Below are 16,554 nucleotides of genomic sequence, written 5' to 3'. Positions count from 1 at the left end.
CTCATCAAACCATCAGGTTCGTGGGGCCATGCTATTGCCATTCGCGAGATATGCCCACCTAGGAGGGTTCTTCCATGACTCCGACGTATGGCAAATTGCGGAACTTGCCCGCATAATCAAGGCCGTAGCCCACCACAAACTCGGGTCCAATCTCGAAGCCGGTGTACTTCACATCAACCGGAACGCTCTGAATCCCCTTCTTTACGAGGAGGGCGGCCAACTCCAAAGAGGCCGGCCGACGAACCCGCAGCGACTTGAGCAGATAACTCAATGTCAGACCGGAATCGATGATGTCTTCGACAATCAGGACATCACGCCCGGCAATCTCCTGGTCAAGATCCTTGAGGATACGAACGACTCCTGACGTTTGCGTGGCAGCTCCGTACGAGGAAACCGCCATGAAGTCGAACTCGACCGGCACGTCGATATGACGGGCCAGATCTGCCATCACGATGAACGCGCCTTTCAAGACCCCGACCATGAGCAGGTCTTTGCCGGCATAGTCGGCCGTGATCTGCTTTCCCATCTCCGCCAATTTTGTTCGGATCTCTTCTTCGGAGATCAAAACTTTCGAGATGTTCACTAGCCCTCCTGGAGAATGTTCGAAACAAGGTAGCGGCCTGAGGAGGGATGTCCCCAACCGAGCCAGCCTCGCCGGACGCCCGGTACCCACCATACGAGATCCTCTGCGGCGACGACCGGCCAGGTCCGGCGCCGTTCCCGGGCGATGCGAGCCTCGGCGAAGACGTCCGCCACTTCTTTGTGCCCGCCATTTCTCAGGGGGACCCGATCTCCGGGTACTGAGACTCGAACCAACAACTCTGGCGGATCGGCGAAGGCCGCAAAGCCGGGACCCAGGGGAAAGGCCGGAAGCGGATCCGGTTGCTCTGCTACCGCCAGCCTCCAGTCCCCGAACGACGTAACTGGTGTCGACAACGACACCGGGGATGGAGGGTCGAAGCCACCCGTTTCGAGAACCACACCACCCTCTGACAGATAGCTGACCACTCCTTGCCCCAACTCCACCCTGGGGGTGACTCGTCTCACCACCGACCAGATGGCATCGACCATCTGGGAAGTACCCGGGTAAGGAGGGTTCACAAGTCGCAGACCCCTTCGAATGACCCGATTGGCGACCGGACCCGGCAGTGTTCTCAACGGGGCGGTCGGGATGGTGACGCGGCCCGTCCCGACTCGAATCGGGACGGATTCGGCCTGGGCATCGAGCACCTCGTCATCAAGCGAGGCAAGTCGGGCGGCCCTGGCGATCGTCAGCGGCGACCCGAGTCGCGGCATGACCTCGTGGCGAATTCGGTTGCGGGCATACGTCAGGTCGAGATTGGTTGGATCGTCGATGGCGTCGAGCCCTATTTCGGCGACGAAGGCACGTACGACTTCTCGTGACACATCGAGCATTGGTCTCAACACCCGCCCGCGCTCGATCGGAATCCCGCCCAACCCTGTCATCCCAGCACCCCTGGCCGCGTTGAGGAGGAATGTCTCTGCGTTGTCGTCGGCCGTGTGCCCGGTCACGAGCAACTCCCCCGTTTGCAGCTCCGCCTCCAGCGCTTCATATCGGACGGTTCGTGCCTGCTGCTCAAAAGACGGCCCGGACGGTACGTCAACTTTCACCGTCTGGAGGGCCACCCCGATCTGGGTCGCCACTCGCCCGGCGGCCGCAGCCAGGGCAGCCGAGGCGGGTTGCCCGTGGTTAACGTGCACGGCGCGTGCAGAGTCGCAGAAGCGGTCGGCGAGCCAGGCCAGGGCAGCCGAGTCCGGGCCGCCTGACAGCGCGACGACGCAGGATCGACCTGCCAACATTGAACCGGCGCGTTCCAGTGACGGATCTAACTGACCCGACGAAGCCACAGTTCCGGCGATTCGATTTCGGTCAGAGTGGGAAGTGCCTCAGGTCCGGTCCAGGCCAAGTCCAGCGCGCCAAAGTTGGCCAGCCGCTCAACCCCGAGAACAAACTGCTCTCCGAGTTCGTACTGGCGCATTTTCATCTCAAGGCCGGTGAAGCGCATGAATGCCGCCATGCGCGGATCGGCCCGGCGGGCCTTGAGCAAGCTCGACATCCGGGCTTGCGTGCGGAGAATGCGCATCCCGACCCGATCCATAATGACGTGTCCGTGACCTTCGAGCAGCGACATCAGCGCCTGAATCTTGTCCAATTGCTGGCGCTGGTCTTCATTCGCAAACAATCCGAAAAGCCCCGATTCATCGATAAGCGGACGACCCTCGTCAGACGCCTTACGCAACTCCGACCCGAGCGAGGCCAGGCGGTGCTCGTCGGTCTGCGAAGCTGCTGCCAGGGATGTGACCAGATCAAAGAAATAGTCACGCATCCATGGAACCGCGGTGAACTGAAGCCGATGAGTACATTCATGCAAAGCGATCCACATTCGAAACTCCGAGGGGCGAAATTGGTTTGATCGCTCCATTGCCAGGATATTGGGACCCACCAGGTAGATCGTGTCGCCGGCATCCTCGGACGGCAAAACAAGTTCATACTGACCAAGTACCCGGCGCGCCAACACACCGAGAAGGGCGCCTGTCTCAGCCGCGACGATCGGACCGCCAATCCTCTTCACCAGGCTCTGTGGCTGGGTCAGTGTTGCATCCACGATCTTGGAAAAGAACGCCACGTTCCGTTCAATCCAGCGGCCCCTGTCGACTACTTCGACGGTAGGCACGCCGACCGATCCGAGACCCGTCTCTGCCTCGACTAGTTCCTGAGCTCTGGCGACCAGCGGTTCGGCCTCGGCGATGAGGGCGGCACGATGGTACGAGTCATACAGTGGGTAGGAGCCCGCCAGTCGTTCAGCAACCTTGACGGCTGCTGTCCAGGGGACCGGGCCGTTATTCAACGACTCGGTAGCGACCGCGGACGACCTTCACAAAATACATGACCACGGTCCCACCAATGAGAACAACCGTGAGGGCTACGACCGCCGGGATGAGATATTTGTAGGTCCACTGCGGCTCATCGGGGGCAGCCTCTTCTGGCAGAACCTCGACATAGGGTTGCGCCACGGCGACCTCATTGACAACCGGGGGCGTCGTTACAGCCATGGCGGCCGGGGCTGCCATGGTGAGGGAGCTGATGGCTAGAACAAGAAGGGCGAGGTAGCGGCGAATCGTATTGATCATGTCTCCACCAATATACCGGTTCCGCGCCGAGCGCAGAAACTTCATTGATTCTGTTCGTTGGCCACGATCGATCGGAGCTTGGCCAGTACGTCAGCCGGGACCTCTTCCTGGCATCGCTCCCTGATGACAACCTTCAATCGACTTTCGAACATGAAGGCATCCTCACATCCTGAACATCGCCGCAAATGAAGCCGAACCATCATCCGCTTGATCGTGGAAATCTCACCATCGAGATATCCGTAGATCTTGGTGATGGCATCGTCACAAGATTTCTTGGTCATGCGTCTTCCCGATCGGCCAATCCACGTTCCTCTGCGAACTTCCACAACGCCGTTTGTAGCTGTTTTCTTCCCCGATGGAGCCGTGACATGACGGTTCCGATCGGGACGTCCATGATTTCGGCAATCTCCTTATAGGAGAACCCCTCGACATCGGCCAGCAACACGGGCATCCGGAAACGTTCCGGGAGAGCCTCGACGGCCGCTTTCACATCGTCATCGACCAGGCCCTCAAGCACCGCCTCTTCAGCGGACCTGAGCGAGTCTGGCGTATTGGCGGCACTGATCTTGCGATACAGGTACAGGTCCTCGACCTCTCCGAGGTCGACTTCGTCTGGTCGCCTCGATTGCTTGCGATACCGGTTGATGTAGGTGTTTGTGAGAATTCGATAGAGCCACGCCTTGAGGTTGGTACCCGATTCAAACGAGGAATAGGCCCGGTACGCCTTCAAGAACGTCTCCTGGACGACATCCTCGGCATCGGCAGGATTACGAGTCATACGGAGCGCCGCAGAGTAAAGCTGCGGCGCAAATTGCATGGCGTCATCTTCAAAGGTGGCCTGATCAGCCATCGGTTGGCTTCCGTGTGTCCGAGGCAGGACATTACCAGCACCAGAAAAAGGTCCGACCGTCCTGGTAAACCGATGGACTATCCTGTCGTCGACCAACTAGCCGAAGTAGCTCAGGGGTAGAGCAGCTCACTCGTAATGAGCAGGTCAGGGGTTCAAATCCCCTCTTCGGCTCCATCAACCCACCCGATCAGCCCGGTTCGGACCGGTTATTCGTTTTCACCCGGATTACTCCCGGCCAGCAGATCATCCATGGCCTCGCCCCAAGCATCGGTCAGCGAGAACCGATCCCCTTTCGGAGCGAGCGGTTTGCCGATGTGTACCTCAACCCGACTCCTGCGCACCTTGCGCTCCTCGAGACCCATCACGGCCTCGGTACCCGAGAGAGCCACCGGTACGAGAGGAACTCCCGCCCTGATGGCCAACCACGCCGCGCCCCGCTTGAAATCCGAAGCCCGCCAGTGCTCGGTTCGACGCCCCTCGGGAAAAACTGCCACGCGGCCACCGGCCGCCAGATGATCCAAACCCTGGCGCATTGCCCCGAGCGGCACCGAGGACCGTGGCAACAAGATGGCCCCGTAGAACGGCAGGATGAAGTCCAACCCGCGATTGATCCCGATCAGGTCGGCGGCCGCCATGAAGCGCAGCGGCTTGCCCAATGCCATCGCAGCAAACGCCGCGTCGACGTGTGAGACGTGGTTGATACCAGCGACATACGGGCCGGCGGGAATATGTTCACTGCCGGTTATTTTCAGCTTGAACAGTGGTCCAGCCAGGACCCGACCCACCGGGACCGAAACCTTGAACCTTCGCTCCCAGGGCTCACTCACGGGCAAGGTCGTTGAACAGGTTCGCCAGGACAAGTGGAACACGTTGGTTTTGACGAATGGCCGTCACGGCATCAAGGGCGCGCTCGGCATTCCGGGCGGCTTGAGTCGGCGTCACCAGGGCCAGTCGGGTCACATCGACGTCGGGATTTCTCACCGCGACCCCGAACTGCGCGGCGGCTGCATCGGTGTACCAGGACGCCAGAATCTCAAGACCGGTGATCATCAGTGCCTGGGCAGACCGTTTCGTGGCCCGCTCCCGGCGGTCCCGCTCGGTAGCGGTTTCGTCGGGATGAGCCACCCCCAGTGTCTTGATCAGCGGAGCAGCGGCTCGCTCCGCAGCATCGGCCAGCAGGAACGAGTTGCCGGTATGGGGAGTGACCCGCTCGGGGACGGTAAGCCAGAATTCTCGAAACTTGACGACTTCCTTTTCAGTGGCAAGTTGTATGGCCAGACCCGGTCGGCCTCCGGCAATCACGGCGACCCGGTGCGCTTGTTCCCCATCGACGCCCTGCGCTTCAAGACCGGCCACCAGATCTTCGGATCGGACCCGACCAAAGTGCACGGTTCGACAGCGGGACCCGATGGTCGGTGGAAGATCATCTTCGGACTCAGCCACCAGGATGAATACGGTTGAAGCACTCGGCTCCTCGATCGTCTTGAGCAGAGCGTTGGCCGCCGACTCGGTCAAGGTTGACGCCTCGTCAAAGAGAATGACCTTGCGATCTCCCTCGACTGGCGTCATCGATGCCGCATGAACCGCTGCCCTGGCTTGCTCAACCCCGATCGAGGCTCGACCGTCTGGCAGAATCACCGTGACATCAGGGTGGTTCCCCGATGCAACCCTGTCACAAACCGAGCACGGCCCTTCATGGTTACCTGACCGATCACAGAGAATGACGGCGGCAAATCGCGAGGCGATCATCGCTTTGCCAACGGCCTCAGGACCGACGAACAAATAGGCATGGGCCGGCGAGCCCGCTTCTTGTTCAAGAAGATCAAGCACCCTCCGATGGCCGATGACTCCAACCCGGTTCATGTCACAAGATCCCAGACCTGGTCGACAACGGCCTCGATATCGGCGGAGGCATCGATGCGGACGAGTCTGTCCAATTCGACCTCGGCAAGTGCAGCGAAGGTATCAGCAACCCTCTGGTGAAACGACAGGTCTTCCGAGCCGATCCGGTCCCCGTTCTCCTGCCGTTTCAGGCCAACCTCGGCGTCGACATCGAGCCAGACAACCAAGTCTGGCCACGTCCCGTCGAGGGCCAAGCTGTTGAGGGTCCGAACTTCTTCGACTCCAAGCCGCCTCGCTCCCCCCTGGTAGGCGAGTGACGAATACACGGTTCGGTCCGAAAGCACCCAGGCGCCCCGGTCCAGTGCGGGGCGAACGACCTCGACAGCCAACTGGGCTCGCGCCGCGGCAAATAGAGCCGCCTCCGCCCAGGGAGCCATGGGACTGTCTCCGTCGAGCAGCAAGCCCCGGATGGCGTCGCCCAGCCCCGTGCCGCCTGGTTCGCGAACCTCGACCACCTCGTTCCCGGCCGCCCGCAGCCGCCCGGCCAGTGCCCTCACCACGGTGCTCTTCCCGGCCCCTTCAACTCCTTCAAAAGCGATGTACCTCAAACGCTGTCTCGTTCCAATCGGGGGACCCACACTTCTCGCACGACCCACAACGTGACCAGCCCCGCAAGAACCGTGATCGCTCCGCCCAAAACGAAAATCAGCCGCACACCGTCGTCGAGCGGATCAGGGAAACGACCATGCAGGAATGTCGCTGCGAAGGCAGCCACGGTCATCGACACGAGCAGCGCCGATCGACCGACGAGGAACAGGGCAGCAAAGGTGCGCCCCCGAACTTCCTCCGTGGAACCCACCTGAAGATAGGTGATTCCTACTACGTACCCGATCCCTGCGGAAAACCCGAACATGAACGAAAAGGTCGCTGCCATGATGACAGTGGTCGAGAAAGCCAGGGCAGCCAGAGCGGTCCCCGTCAGCGTGATCGCGGCAGAGAACACCACCATCCGGTGCACCGCTACCCGGTCGATACGGTTGACGAGAATGACCCCGATCGCCCCGCCTCCCCCCATGGCGGTCGCGAGCAGCGCAAACCCGGAGTCATCACCGAAGATAAAGGAACGAGCGAAGGTCTGGCCGAGTGTGATGATGGCCCCGCTCCCGAACAGTGCAAATGACATACCGATGATGACGACCCGGACCCCTCGATGCCCAACGACGAACCGGACCCCTTCTGCAAGGTCGGCGAACGGGGCCCTCCAGTTCCACTGCTCGCGTCCTGCCACCGGCGGCCGGATCGGGATTGTGGTAATCGCCACAATGGCAGCCGAGATCATGAAGGTTAAGAAGTCGAGGGTGAAGCCTGCCGTGAACGGTGACTCCACGTCCCAACCAACCCACTGAGGAAACTTGGAAATCGCCGACCAGGCGATTGCCCCGAGCGGGAAGATGCCGTACGACCCGACCACCGACAGGCTGTTGGCGGTGATCAGTTCCTCTTGTCGCACGAGTTCTGGCACCACCGACTCCCGAACAGGTTGCCGGAGCAACGACAGGACCTCAATCACGAATGAGACCGCAAATAACTGGGGAAGGGTCTTGACCAGGATCAAGGAGAGGACCAGGAACCCCCGGCCGATGTCGGCTACGAGCATGATCGTCTTACGGTTCACCCGGTCAGCGAGGACGCCACCGATCGGTCCGAACAATATGGCAGGCACAAACCGGCCAACCAGCGGAACGAGGGTACCCAACCCACCGCCAATATGGTCACCGAGGGCGAGCGTTGCGAACAAGGAGACCCAGTCACCAAAGCTGGAGATCGTCCCCGCCCACCACAATTTGGCGAACTCGCCACGACGCAAAAGCTGAGACCGCGTCCGGGGAGGTTGTTTGTCTTGCATACCCGTCCAACGTTAGTGGCCAGGAGGTTCAGCGAAGCCATTGCTTCGACCCATGCCACGATCTCGTCTTGACAATGAGCTACCAACCCGGTTATCACTTGTCTCGTGTCCAAACCCCTCATCATCGTTGAGTCACCCGCGAAAGCCCGAACAATTGCCGGTTTTCTCGGGTCCGACTATGTCGTCACTTCGTCCGTCGGTCATATCCGCGACCTACCGTCGAAGGCCGCAGATATCCCCGCCAAATACAAGGGCGAGCCGTGGGCACGTCTCGCGGTGGACGTCGATCACGGGTTCGAACCCCTGTATATCGTCTCAAAGGAAAAGCGGGAGACGGTCAAAGAACTGAAGCGACTCCTTAGCGACGCTTCCGCCCTTTACCTGGCGACTGATGAGGATCGTGAAGGGGAAGCCATCGCCTGGCACCTGACCGAAGTCCTCAAGCCCACCGTGCCAATCCAGAGGATGGTCTTCCATGAGATCACTCCCGCTGCGATCCAGGCAGCGATCGACAACCCTCGCCAGATAGACGACAAACTCGTCGACGCCCAGGAAGCTCGTCGGGTCCTCGACCGCCTCTATGGCTACGAGGTTTCGCCGGTCCTGTGGCGCAAAGTCAAACCGAAACTATCGGCAGGTCGAGTCCAGTCGGTTGCCACAAGAATCGTCGTCGAGCGCGAGCGCGAGCGCATCGCATTCCGGGGCGCGGGCTACTGGGACGTGGAAGGCGAGTTTTCGAAAGAAGAAAGCTTCGGAACCAAACTTGTCTCCATCGACCAGACGCGGGTCGCCTCCGGGAAGGATTTTTCTTCGCTTGGCGAAGTCACCCGGAAAGACGTAGTCGTACTGTCCGAGTCCGACGCCAACGAGCTCGTGGCCGTGTTGGCAGGAACCTTGATGACCGTTCGGTCGGTCGAGGCCAAGCCGTATACCCGCAAGCCATACGCCCCGTTCCGCACCTCAACGCTTCAACAGGAAGCCGGCCACAAACTGCACTTCTCGTCAGCCAGGACCATGTCCGCGGCTCAAAGGCTTTACGAAAACGGGTTCATCACCTACATGCGAACCGACTCGACCTCTCTGTCCGAGACAGCGGTCGCCGCGGCCCGGGCTCAAATCCTGGAAATGTACGGAGCCGATAACGTGCCTGACAAGCCCCGCGAATATTCAAAGAAGGTCAAGGGAGCTCAGGAAGCCCACGAAGCGATCCGCCCGGCCGGCGACGCCTTCAAGACTCCAGACGTCGTTTCCGCCCAGGTCAATGACGACGAAGCCAAGCTCTACGAACTCATCTGGAAGCGAACGATCGCCTCGCAGATGAAAGATGCCCGCGGCGAGAGCGTGCAAGTCCGGTTGGGAACCACCGCCACCGATGGCCGCGATGTCGAGTTTGCGACCTCCGGAAAAGTTATCCACTTCCCGGGATTCCTACGCGCCTACGTCGAAGGATCGGACGATCCAGACGCCGAGCTTGATGACCAGGAACGGCCATTGCCAAACCTCGTCGAAGGCGACGATGTGGACGTCAACTCGCTTGAGGCCAAAGGCCATGAAACGAAACCTCCCGCTCGTTATACGGAAGCCTCGCTAGTCCGGCGCCTTGAGGAACTCGGCGTCGGCCGACCGTCCACCTACGCCTCGATCATGTCCACGATCCAAAACCGCGGATACGTATGGAAGAAGGGTTCGGCACTCGTTCCGTCGTTCACTGCCTTTGCCACCGTCGGCCTGCTCGAGGATCACTTTCCGACCCTCGTTGATTACGAATTCACCGCCAAGATGGAATCGGATCTTGACGAAATCTCGACCGGTACCGAGGACCCCAAGCCGTGGCTCCACAACTTCTACTTTGGAGACAACGGGCTCAAAGCCTCCGTTGCCGAGGACCGACTCGAACAGATCGACCCACGCGTTGTTAATTCGTTCACCGTCGGAACGGACGATCTTGGCCGGGAGATCGTTGCCAGGGTTGGACAGTACGGCCCGTACCTCCAGCGTGGCGAAGACCGGGCGTCGCTTCCAGACGAACTGCCACCTGACGAATTGTCCGTCGAACGGGCCACCGAACTGCTTGACGCTCCGTCGGGAGACAAGATCCTCGGAACCGATCCCGAGTCAGGACTCACCGTCCTCGCCAGGGCCGGTCGGTATGGCCCATACATCCAGTTGGGTGAGATCGAAGAAGGCTCCAAGAAGAAGCCCAAGACCGCCTCATTGTTCAAGACCATGAGCCTGGATGACGTCACGCTCGATCAGGCCATTGAGCTTCTCAAAATTCCCCGCGTCGTTGGCATCGATCCGGAGGATGACCAGGAGATCCAGGCCCTCAACGGTCGGTATGGCCCATACATCAAGAAGGGTTCCGATAGCCGGACGATCGAGTCCGAGGATCAGCTCTTGACGATCACCCTTGACGAGGCGGTCGCGATCTTCAAAGAACCGAAGCGCCGGCGAGGCCAGCAGGCTGCCCCTCCCCTGAAAGAACTCGGCGATGACCCGGTGTCTGGCAAGCCTGTCGTGCTGAAGAATGGACGGTTCGGTCCGTACGTAACCGATGGAATCACGAATGGGTCGCTCCGCAAGGACGACGACCCCGAAACCATCACCCAGGAAAGAGCCTTCGAGCTGCTCCAGATGCGTCGCGACCGCGACTAGTCCGCATACGAATCGACCGGCTGCGCCCAGCTCAACCGGTCGATCAGGTTTCCTAAACCGACCGTAACGTTTCGACTCCGAAATCCGTCTCCCCGGTAGAACATTCCCTTTACTGTGGAGGACGGGACACGTGTGGCTACACAAACCACGATTGAAGAGTTTTACCGGGACCATTCGATGGCGGTCTACGCCTTCCTGGTTTCGTTGTGCCGTGATCGGGTCTGGGCGGAGGATCTGATGCAGGACACCTTCGTCAAAGCCACCCGATCAATGATCGGCTATCACGGCGGCAACCCCCGCTCCTGGCTATTCACCATCGCTCGATCAGTTTTCATCGACGACGTGCGCCGCAAGCGGCCCACTCCGGTCGATACGATCGACGAGGCGGGCGTGTCCGATCCCGACGTCGCCGAAGTCGACGCCATTGAAGCTGCCCTTGCCAAGCTCCCCGAACGCCAGCGCACCGCGCTCTTGTTGTGCGATCGGGCCGATCTCAGTTACGCCGAGGTAGCCGATGCCATGAGCATCACCCCGGCGGCCGCCAAAGTCCTCATTCACCGGGCACGGATCTCGTTCCGTTCCCACTACACGGAGACGAGCGCATGACGCACTCAGAAATCCAGGATCTACTCGAAGCCTATGTGGACGACGCACTCGATCGTCCCACTCGAAAGCTTGTTGAATCGCACATCGCCGGATGTGCGGAATGTCAGGCCATTCTCGACGACGTCGCCGAAGTCGACCTCAGCGGATTGTCTGGCGGCGTCGTCGACGAGAAGCTACTGAAACGGTCGGTTCGCAAAGCAATGCGCCGCACGATCGCCGACGCCGTCCTCGTTCTGGTCGCCGGCTTCATCGTCGTCTGGTTCATCTGTGCCGCCCTCCTTCAACCGCTGGTGGTCAACCGATCAGGGCGAGCCGCCAGCGCGGCCCGTGCCACGGTCGACATGGCGATCATGCTCAACCCGGGCATAACGATCACCGATGTCCAGATCGACTCCAACTGGCTTTCTCGCCTCGTCACCGCCGAAGTCGCCATGTCGGTGGGAGCCTCGACCGAACCGGCCGGCACGATCACGAGCAGGATCGGTGCGTTCAGGTTCGGTGGTGAGGCAGGAAATAGCTTCTTCCCGTACGTCAATAGCGACAGCTCCACCACGATTGACTCTCCCGGACTGTTACGCCTGGGCGACGCCACCGTCGCCACCGTCCAAGTCTGGTTCGACGAACCCATTTCACTGGCCAGGGCTCAGCAGTTCGCCGATTCGCCAGCCAGTGACGTCCGGGTTATCTGGGCAGGGTTTCCAACCTCGGACGGATGGTCGGACCCTGGAAAGGCGGATGGTCTGGGCATGGGAATCCTCGGCTATGCAACCTGCGGAACCAGTTTCCCGGAGGAAGACTTTTTCGGAGCAACATCTGCAAGCTTCTCCGGCAATGGTATGAATGAACCAGCTTCGATCCAGGGTGCCCTTGATCAGGTTCGACGCAGTTTGGTCAATCTTGAGGCGAGTCCGGCGGTCTCCGATGTCGCCACGTTCGGCCCGAACGGATCGGAGCAAGTCCGGGCCGCAGCGGACTATCTGGCAGACGACGATCCGGGGGTTACCAGCCTGGTCGTCACCGGACCATCGGTGGAACTCGCCGGCTTTCTCAAAGAAGCCGGGGTACCCATAGCCGGACTGCTCGGCGTCGATTTCTACAACTGGTCTACTCCGATCTGTGGGAGGTAATCCATCATGAACGTTTTCGAAACCATCAAACGAAACCGTCGGATCGTGATGATCGGCGCCGGAGCCGTCTATCTCATCACCGCCTTCGCCCTCGTCGCCGGTATCAGCTCGGGAGGCATCGGCGTCTACCAGGCCATCGCCCTGGCCGTGGCCTTTACCCTGCCGGCAACGTTGGCTCTACTGTCGCTGAACCAGCGCCCGTCGCTGTTGACCGTGGCCTGGATGGCCGCTCTGGTAGCCGGCTTCGCCGTCATCGAGCTGAGTCCGGTGTGGATCGTCGTTGCCATCGCGTGGGGGTTCGCTTCCCGCAACCGCCCACGGCCGGCCGTCGAGGCCCGCTGGATGACCTGGGGCCGGCCGCTGTTGGCACTGATGGTGGCGGTACCCGTATTCATCCTGTTCATGCATCTCGACCCGGTGTGTACGACGACGTATGCCGATGGTCACACCGAGACGGTGATCGGAACAAGCGGTGGATTTGCCAGCGGATGGCAATTCGGGTCGTCGTATTCGACTAGCAGCGGCAGCGCTTCTTCGCCGGGCGGCACTGGCTCGGTATCGGAGAACTGTGACTCGAACACGGTGGTCTGGTGGGAGGCTCTCCTGTCGATAGCCGCCAGCGCGGCCGTGGTCGGGGTCGCCAGGCGCTGGCCAACCTCCGAAAGTCTGAAGTTCGAGCCAGCCAGCCCGGCCTCCTAGACGACACCGCCTCGCCCAACGGTCGCGGCCCTCGTCTAGCGGGGCCGCGGCCGTTCAGACTTTTCGCCGCTCAGGACCGTTCGATCGAAGCGCCGGCGCCCAGCGCCAACCCGTAAGCGAGTTCCTGAACCTGAGCGTCGCAGATCGACGCGTTCGAAAGAGGCCCCGACCAGGTCGACCAGACGAAGCTCCGAACCTTCAAACGTCACATCGATCAGTATTGCGCTATTGAAGTCGGCCTCTTCAAGCTTGCAGCCCGTCCGCGGCGACCGCGTCGAGTACGCCGCCGGTAATGAAATACCCCTCGATCAAGCCACCATCGGGTCCGCTCTCTATCTCACGTGACCAGTCTCCGAGCGGAGCAGGTTGATCTTCATGGCGCGGAGGTTTGGCGTAGAGCTCGATCGGGTCGATCCAGGGCATCCCGAGACTGTACTGTCGTAGCAACTACCGGGCCGACAACACGCATCTACAAGATCGTCGCGGCAACCTCGGCGAGCGGGCTGCGGAGCGACCGTTCAAGGGTGACATGTCCGAACATGGGCTGGCCCTTGAGTTTTTCGATCATGGCCGCCACGCCACCGTACGGCGAAATGTACGGGTTATCTACCTGTGAGAGATCGCCGCAGAGAATCACCTTCGAGTCAGAGCTCATTCGAGTGAGAATGGTTTTCAGAGTCGACAGTTCCAGGTTCTGGGCCTCGTCAATGATGACGATTTCACCGGTGATCGAACGGCCCCGCAGGTAGGTAACGGCCGCCATCTCCATCTCGTTGTGATCGATGAGGTCCTGGATCGCCGCCCTTGCTTCGTCGGGAGTCGAGTCGGAGAACAGCGCGTAGAGGTTGTCATAGATAGCTGCCATCCAGGGCGATAGTTTCTCGTCGAGATCGCCGGGGAGATAGCCGATCTCCTGGCGCCCCACCGCGATCATCGGTCGATACACCGACACCCGCCGATACCGGTTTTGCTCGATTACCTGTTCCAAGGCGGCTGCCAGGGCAAGAAACGTTTTGCCGGCTCCCGCCAGCCCCATCAAGGAAACACACGCAATGTCCGGATCGAGCATGAGATCGAGCGCGAACGTCTGGCGCACGTTCTTCGACTCGATGCCGAATGCATGCTTGGCTCCGGGAACCCTCGTCACCACCACCTCCGGTTCGTGTTGGACGACTCGGGCCATCCCCGACTGGGACGTACCCGACTTGAGGACCACAAACTGATTGACCATCAGGTGCACGCCGGGCAGCGTCAGTTTCCCCTTCTCAAAGAGACGGTCGATGAGGCCTGGCTCGACGTTGATCTCAGCGACACCCGAGTAGAGCTCCTCAACCTGGGCGGTGTCGGCGCGGTAATCCTCAACCTCAAGTTCAAGTTGAGCCCCTTTGATGCGCAGGGCCGTGTCCTTGGTAACCAGCACGGCTTCCAGTCCATCGTCGGCGAGATTGAGGCAACACGCCAGTATCCGATGATCCGGTGTTGATGGGTCGAGAATGTCAGGGAGTCTCGGCGAGCGGACCCGGTTCAGTTCAATCCGCAACGTCCCACCGCCGGGGAGATTCACCGGTTCCCGGAGGCCTCCGGAGCGAGACGCCCCGAGTTCCTCGAGCAGTCGAAGGACCTTGCGAGCGTTCGCACCTACCTCGTCGAATCGAGTCTTCTTTCGATCGAGCTCTTCGACGACGACGAGCGGCAGCACAACGTGGTGCTCGTCGAATCGAAGCAAGGCATGAGCATCGGCTAACAGGACACAGGTGTCAAGCACATAGGTGCGGGTCAACTCGTTCACCCTCTTTGATTGCCAACGTATTCCCCCAAAGTACGACCCAGCGCGCGCAACTCCAAGGATTTCGCTCGGCTGCGTGGTCAGACGGGAGCTCCGGCGACCAAATCGAGCCAGGGCATACCGGAAGGGCAGCGTGGACTTTTGGCACATCTCACGAGCTAATCGTCAAGTAGCGGCCATTCAGTGCCGACATATTCCTTGGTGCCACCGACTGTCGGTGGACAGTCGTTCAGAACCGAACGAGGCGTTTCCCGGCCATTGACTCTTGGAGAATCTGGACGGAGGCGTCAGCCAACAGTAGGTAAATAAAACAATGGACTGGGAAGCACTTAGGAAGCTACGCAAGAGTCGTATCTACGACGAGCAGTCATTTAAGCTTCATAAGCCCATCACCCACATCACGGCGCACCGGGCCGGCAAGGCACTCAAGAATGTGAATGCGACCGCCGATGCCGTCGCCCATGCCATTGCTGACGAGACTTCACCACTCACCACCAGCGCCCCGTCCACAGACGCCCAGAAACGAACCAGTTAGCGCAGGGCCTCAAGATGAGGGGCAACCCCGTAATCGGCCAGTCGATACCGACCGTCGGTCAGCACCACGTGCGTCAAACCAGTGTTTGGGACAATTCCCGTGTTACGGAATTCGCGATTGGCTCCACCCAACACCGACACGACAAACGAGCGAATCGCCGAGCCATGTGAGACAAACGTCACGTGTTCGGACGGATGGCCGGCCATGATTTCATCGACCGTGTTCCGAAGCCGGACCATGAGTTCCGCCACGTTCTCCCCGGTCTCTCCTCGTTTGAGGTCTTCGCCACCCGCGAACGTGCGCTCAAAATGGTCTGCCCACCCCGCCTTGACGGCCTCGACCTCAAGTCCTTCCCATCGGCCCATTGCTATCTCCATGAGACCATCGACATGGGTAACTCCGTGGCCGTCGAGCGTCGCCGCCGTTTGAGCAGCCCGACCCGAAGGGGAGGCGTAGATCGGGCCAGTGGGCGAGAAGAGCACCGCAAGAGCCGACGCCTGCAATCGTCCATGGTCATTCAAACCCCAGTCACCTTGCCCTTGCCACACTTGTCTGACGTTCGCCTCAGTTTCGCCATGGCGAACGAACGTGAGAATGGAACTCCCGCCTCTGGCATAGTCGGCAGCTTGGCCATGGAGAAGCCCAAGATGGCTGCCATCGTTGTAACGGTTGAGCTTCCACGACCCAAAGTCATGTTCAAATGTGGTGAAGGACGTATTGGTCGGGGCGATCACTGGAGCGTCGAATCCTCTTGAGATGTTCCAGTGATCGGCAACCAGGCTCAGAATCGATCCTCCGTGGGTCACCACGAGGGCCGAACCGTCATCGCCGATCCGGGCCGCCAGACTCGAAAAGGCTTCCAAGACGCGCTCAGACAGTTGACCAAAAGATTCCCCACCACCAATCACCACGTCGTCGCCACGCATGACCGCGGCCATCACCTCGGGCTCAGACTCGGCAATCTCGCGGTACGTACGCCCACTCCACTCGCCGACGTCGATCTCCCGCCACGCACGATCGACTTCAAACGGCAGTCCAAGCAACTCAGCTGATTGGACCGTCCGCGTGAGGTCCGATGCGACCACCACGTCATAGGCGCTCGGGTCGATACGATCCGCCGCCTTTCGTACCTGGTCCTTCCCGAGATCCGATAGCTCACCAACGGAATGGCCCTGCCATACGTTCAAAGCGTTCAGATCGGTTTCGCCGTGGCGCATGAGCGTGATTCGCATCAGACCAAAGTAGCGCGCGTCCTCACCAAACAAAAAGGGGCCGACCAACCGGTCGACCCCTCAATGCACTTGTTGGTAAACGGTTAGACGAACGCCGAGGCGAAGATCAGGCTCACAATTGTCATAACCTTGATAACGATATTCATGGCCGGACCCGAAGTGT

Annotated in this window: 19 protein-coding genes and 1 tRNA gene; 6 read left to right on the top strand and 14 right to left on the bottom strand. The window is 60.3% G+C overall.

Annotation, left to right across the window (positions count from 1 at the left end):
* Nucleotides 1-58: 58 nt before the first annotated feature.
* From hpt to JJE47_01975, 6 genes are read right to left on the bottom strand one after another with little or no spacing between them, the layout of a single operon-like run.
* Nucleotides 59-676 carry a hypoxanthine phosphoribosyltransferase gene (gene hpt, locus JJE47_02000; protein ID MBK5266184.1) on the bottom strand — a complete coding sequence of 206 codons (618 nt, stop codon included), beginning with the start codon at nt 674-676 and terminating at the stop codon, nt 59-61.
* Nucleotides 583-1,821 carry a tRNA lysidine(34) synthetase TilS gene (gene tilS / locus JJE47_01995; protein ID MBK5266183.1) on the bottom strand — a complete coding sequence of 413 codons (1,239 nt, stop codon included), beginning with the start codon at nt 1,819-1,821 and terminating at the stop codon, nt 583-585. Before tilS ends, hpt begins: the two co-directional genes overlap by 94 nt.
* 26 nt (nt 1,822-1,847) lie before the next feature.
* The gene (locus JJE47_01990; GenBank protein ID MBK5266182.1) at nt 1,848-2,870 is read right to left on the bottom strand and encodes a zinc-dependent metalloprotease; all 1,023 of its coding nucleotides are present in this window, start codon (nt 2,868-2,870) and stop codon (nt 1,848-1,850) included.
* Nucleotides 2,863-3,153, bottom strand: coding sequence for a hypothetical protein (locus JJE47_01985; protein MBK5266181.1), 291 nt, complete (start codon nt 3,151-3,153; stop codon nt 2,863-2,865). The genes JJE47_01990 and JJE47_01985 overlap by 8 nt, the downstream gene beginning before the upstream one ends.
* Before the next feature lie 41 nt (nt 3,154-3,194).
* Nucleotides 3,195-3,434, bottom strand: coding sequence for a zf-HC2 domain-containing protein (locus JJE47_01980; protein ID MBK5266180.1), 240 nt, complete (start codon nt 3,432-3,434; stop codon nt 3,195-3,197).
* Nucleotides 3,431-4,003, bottom strand: a complete 573-nt coding sequence (locus tag JJE47_01975) for a sigma-70 family RNA polymerase sigma factor (GenBank protein MBK5266179.1) — start codon at nt 4,001-4,003, stop codon at nt 3,431-3,433. The genes JJE47_01980 and JJE47_01975 overlap by 4 nt, the downstream gene beginning before the upstream one ends.
* Nucleotides 4,004-4,102: 99 nt before the next feature.
* Between JJE47_01975 and JJE47_01970 the strand changes: the two genes are divergently transcribed.
* Nucleotides 4,103-4,177, top strand: a tRNA-Thr gene (locus JJE47_01970).
* Nucleotides 4,178-4,209: 32 nt separating this feature from the next.
* Here the strand turns inward: JJE47_01970 and JJE47_01965 are convergent.
* From JJE47_01965 to JJE47_01950, 4 genes are read right to left on the bottom strand one after another with little or no spacing between them, the layout of a single operon-like run.
* Nucleotides 4,210-4,830, bottom strand: a complete 621-nt coding sequence (locus JJE47_01965) for a 1-acyl-sn-glycerol-3-phosphate acyltransferase (protein MBK5266178.1) — start codon at nt 4,828-4,830, stop codon at nt 4,210-4,212.
* Entirely contained in the window at nt 4,823-5,866 is a 1,044-nt protein-coding gene (gene holB / locus JJE47_01960; protein ID MBK5266177.1) for a DNA polymerase III subunit delta', read from the bottom strand. Before holB ends, JJE47_01965 begins: the two co-directional genes overlap by 8 nt.
* Nucleotides 5,863-6,453 carry a dTMP kinase gene (gene tmk / locus JJE47_01955; protein MBK5266176.1) on the bottom strand — a complete coding sequence of 197 codons (591 nt, stop codon included), beginning with the start codon at nt 6,451-6,453 and terminating at the stop codon, nt 5,863-5,865. The genes holB and tmk overlap by 4 nt, the downstream gene beginning before the upstream one ends.
* Complete coding sequence (locus JJE47_01950; GenBank protein MBK5266175.1) at nt 6,450-7,751, bottom strand: MFS transporter; 1,302 nt, start codon at nt 7,749-7,751, stop codon at nt 6,450-6,452. Before JJE47_01950 ends, tmk begins: the two co-directional genes overlap by 4 nt.
* A gap of 120 nt (nt 7,752-7,871) precedes the next feature.
* On the opposite strand from JJE47_01950, the gene topA reads away from it, so the two are divergent.
* The 4 genes from topA (at nt 7,872) to JJE47_01930 (ending at nt 12,838) form a co-directional block, all read left to right on the top strand.
* Complete coding sequence (gene topA / locus JJE47_01945) at nt 7,872-10,406, top strand: type I DNA topoisomerase (GenBank protein ID MBK5266174.1); 2,535 nt, start codon at nt 7,872-7,874, stop codon at nt 10,404-10,406.
* Nucleotides 10,407-10,538: 132 nt separating this feature from the next.
* The gene (locus tag JJE47_01940; protein ID MBK5266173.1) at nt 10,539-11,012 is read left to right on the top strand and encodes an RNA polymerase sigma factor; all 474 of its coding nucleotides are present in this window, start codon (nt 10,539-10,541) and stop codon (nt 11,010-11,012) included.
* Complete coding sequence (locus JJE47_01935; GenBank protein MBK5266172.1) at nt 11,009-12,139, top strand: zf-HC2 domain-containing protein; 1,131 nt, start codon at nt 11,009-11,011, stop codon at nt 12,137-12,139. The genes JJE47_01940 and JJE47_01935 overlap by 4 nt, the downstream gene beginning before the upstream one ends.
* A 6-nt stretch (nt 12,140-12,145) precedes the next feature.
* Complete coding sequence (locus JJE47_01930) at nt 12,146-12,838, top strand: hypothetical protein (protein ID MBK5266171.1); 693 nt, start codon at nt 12,146-12,148, stop codon at nt 12,836-12,838.
* 35 nt (nt 12,839-12,873) lie between these two features.
* Here the strand turns inward: JJE47_01930 and JJE47_01925 are convergent, their stop codons facing one another.
* The 3 genes from JJE47_01925 to JJE47_01915 are packed head-to-tail and all read right to left on the bottom strand — an operon-like array spanning nt 12,874 to nt 14,618.
* Nucleotides 12,874-13,137 (bottom strand): pentapeptide repeat-containing protein, encoded by a 264-nt coding sequence (locus JJE47_01925; GenBank protein ID MBK5266170.1) that lies wholly within the window; start codon nt 13,135-13,137, stop codon nt 12,874-12,876.
* Nucleotides 13,082-13,261, bottom strand: a complete 180-nt coding sequence (locus JJE47_01920; GenBank protein ID MBK5266169.1) for a hypothetical protein — start codon at nt 13,259-13,261, stop codon at nt 13,082-13,084. Before JJE47_01920 ends, JJE47_01925 begins: the two co-directional genes overlap by 56 nt.
* A gap of 46 nt (nt 13,262-13,307) precedes the next feature.
* Nucleotides 13,308-14,618 (bottom strand): PhoH family protein, encoded by a 1,311-nt coding sequence (locus tag JJE47_01915; protein ID MBK5266168.1) that lies wholly within the window; start codon nt 14,616-14,618, stop codon nt 13,308-13,310.
* Nucleotides 14,619-14,937: 319 nt separating this feature from the next.
* On the opposite strand from JJE47_01915, the gene JJE47_01910 reads away from it, so the two are divergent.
* Nucleotides 14,938-15,159 (top strand): hypothetical protein, encoded by a 222-nt coding sequence (locus tag JJE47_01910; protein MBK5266167.1) that lies wholly within the window; start codon nt 14,938-14,940, stop codon nt 15,157-15,159.
* Here JJE47_01910 and JJE47_01905 read toward each other — a convergent pair.
* On the bottom strand, nt 15,156-16,391 hold the full coding sequence (locus tag JJE47_01905) for a histidine phosphatase family protein (GenBank protein MBK5266166.1): 1,236 nt from the start codon (nt 16,389-16,391) through the stop codon (nt 15,156-15,158). The two genes, JJE47_01910 and JJE47_01905, sit on opposite strands and share 4 nt — an antisense overlap.
* Between the last annotated feature and the right edge of the window lie 163 nt (nt 16,392-16,554).

The organism is Acidimicrobiia bacterium (genome assembly GCA_016650365.1).
GTDB lineage: Bacteria > Actinomycetota > Acidimicrobiia > Spongiisociales > JAENVV01 > JAENVV01.
This window is presented reverse-complemented; position numbering and strand designations above follow the sequence as displayed.

Coding starts and splice junctions, on each gene's coding strand:
- hpt (MBK5266184.1), bottom strand. CDS start 676: ATGGTGGGTACCGGGCGTCCGGCGAGGCTGGCTCGGTTGGGGACATCC.
- tilS (MBK5266183.1), bottom strand. CDS start 1,821: ATGTTGGCAGGTCGATCCTGCGTCGTCGCGCTGTCAGGCGGCCCGGAC.
- JJE47_01985 (MBK5266181.1), bottom strand. CDS start 3,153: ATGATCAATACGATTCGCCGCTACCTCGCCCTTCTTGTTCTAGCCATC.
- JJE47_01980 (MBK5266180.1), bottom strand. CDS start 3,434: ATGACCAAGAAATCTTGTGACGATGCCATCACCAAGATCTACGGATAT.
- JJE47_01975 (MBK5266179.1), bottom strand. CDS start 4,003: ATGGCTGATCAGGCCACCTTTGAAGATGACGCCATGCAATTTGCGCCG.
- holB (MBK5266177.1), bottom strand. CDS start 5,866: ATGAACCGGGTTGGAGTCATCGGCCATCGGAGGGTGCTTGATCTTCTT.
- JJE47_01950 (MBK5266175.1), bottom strand. CDS start 7,751: ATGCAAGACAAACAACCTCCCCGGACGCGGTCTCAGCTTTTGCGTCGT.
- JJE47_01935 (MBK5266172.1), top strand. CDS start 11,009: ATGACGCACTCAGAAATCCAGGATCTACTCGAAGCCTATGTGGACGAC.
- JJE47_01930 (MBK5266171.1), top strand. CDS start 12,146: ATGAACGTTTTCGAAACCATCAAACGAAACCGTCGGATCGTGATGATC.
- JJE47_01920 (MBK5266169.1), bottom strand. CDS start 13,261: ATGCCCTGGATCGACCCGATCGAGCTCTACGCCAAACCTCCGCGCCAT.
- JJE47_01910 (MBK5266167.1), top strand. CDS start 14,938: ATGGACTGGGAAGCACTTAGGAAGCTACGCAAGAGTCGTATCTACGAC.
- JJE47_01905 (MBK5266166.1), bottom strand. CDS start 16,391: ATGCGAATCACGCTCATGCGCCACGGCGAAACCGATCTGAACGCTTTG.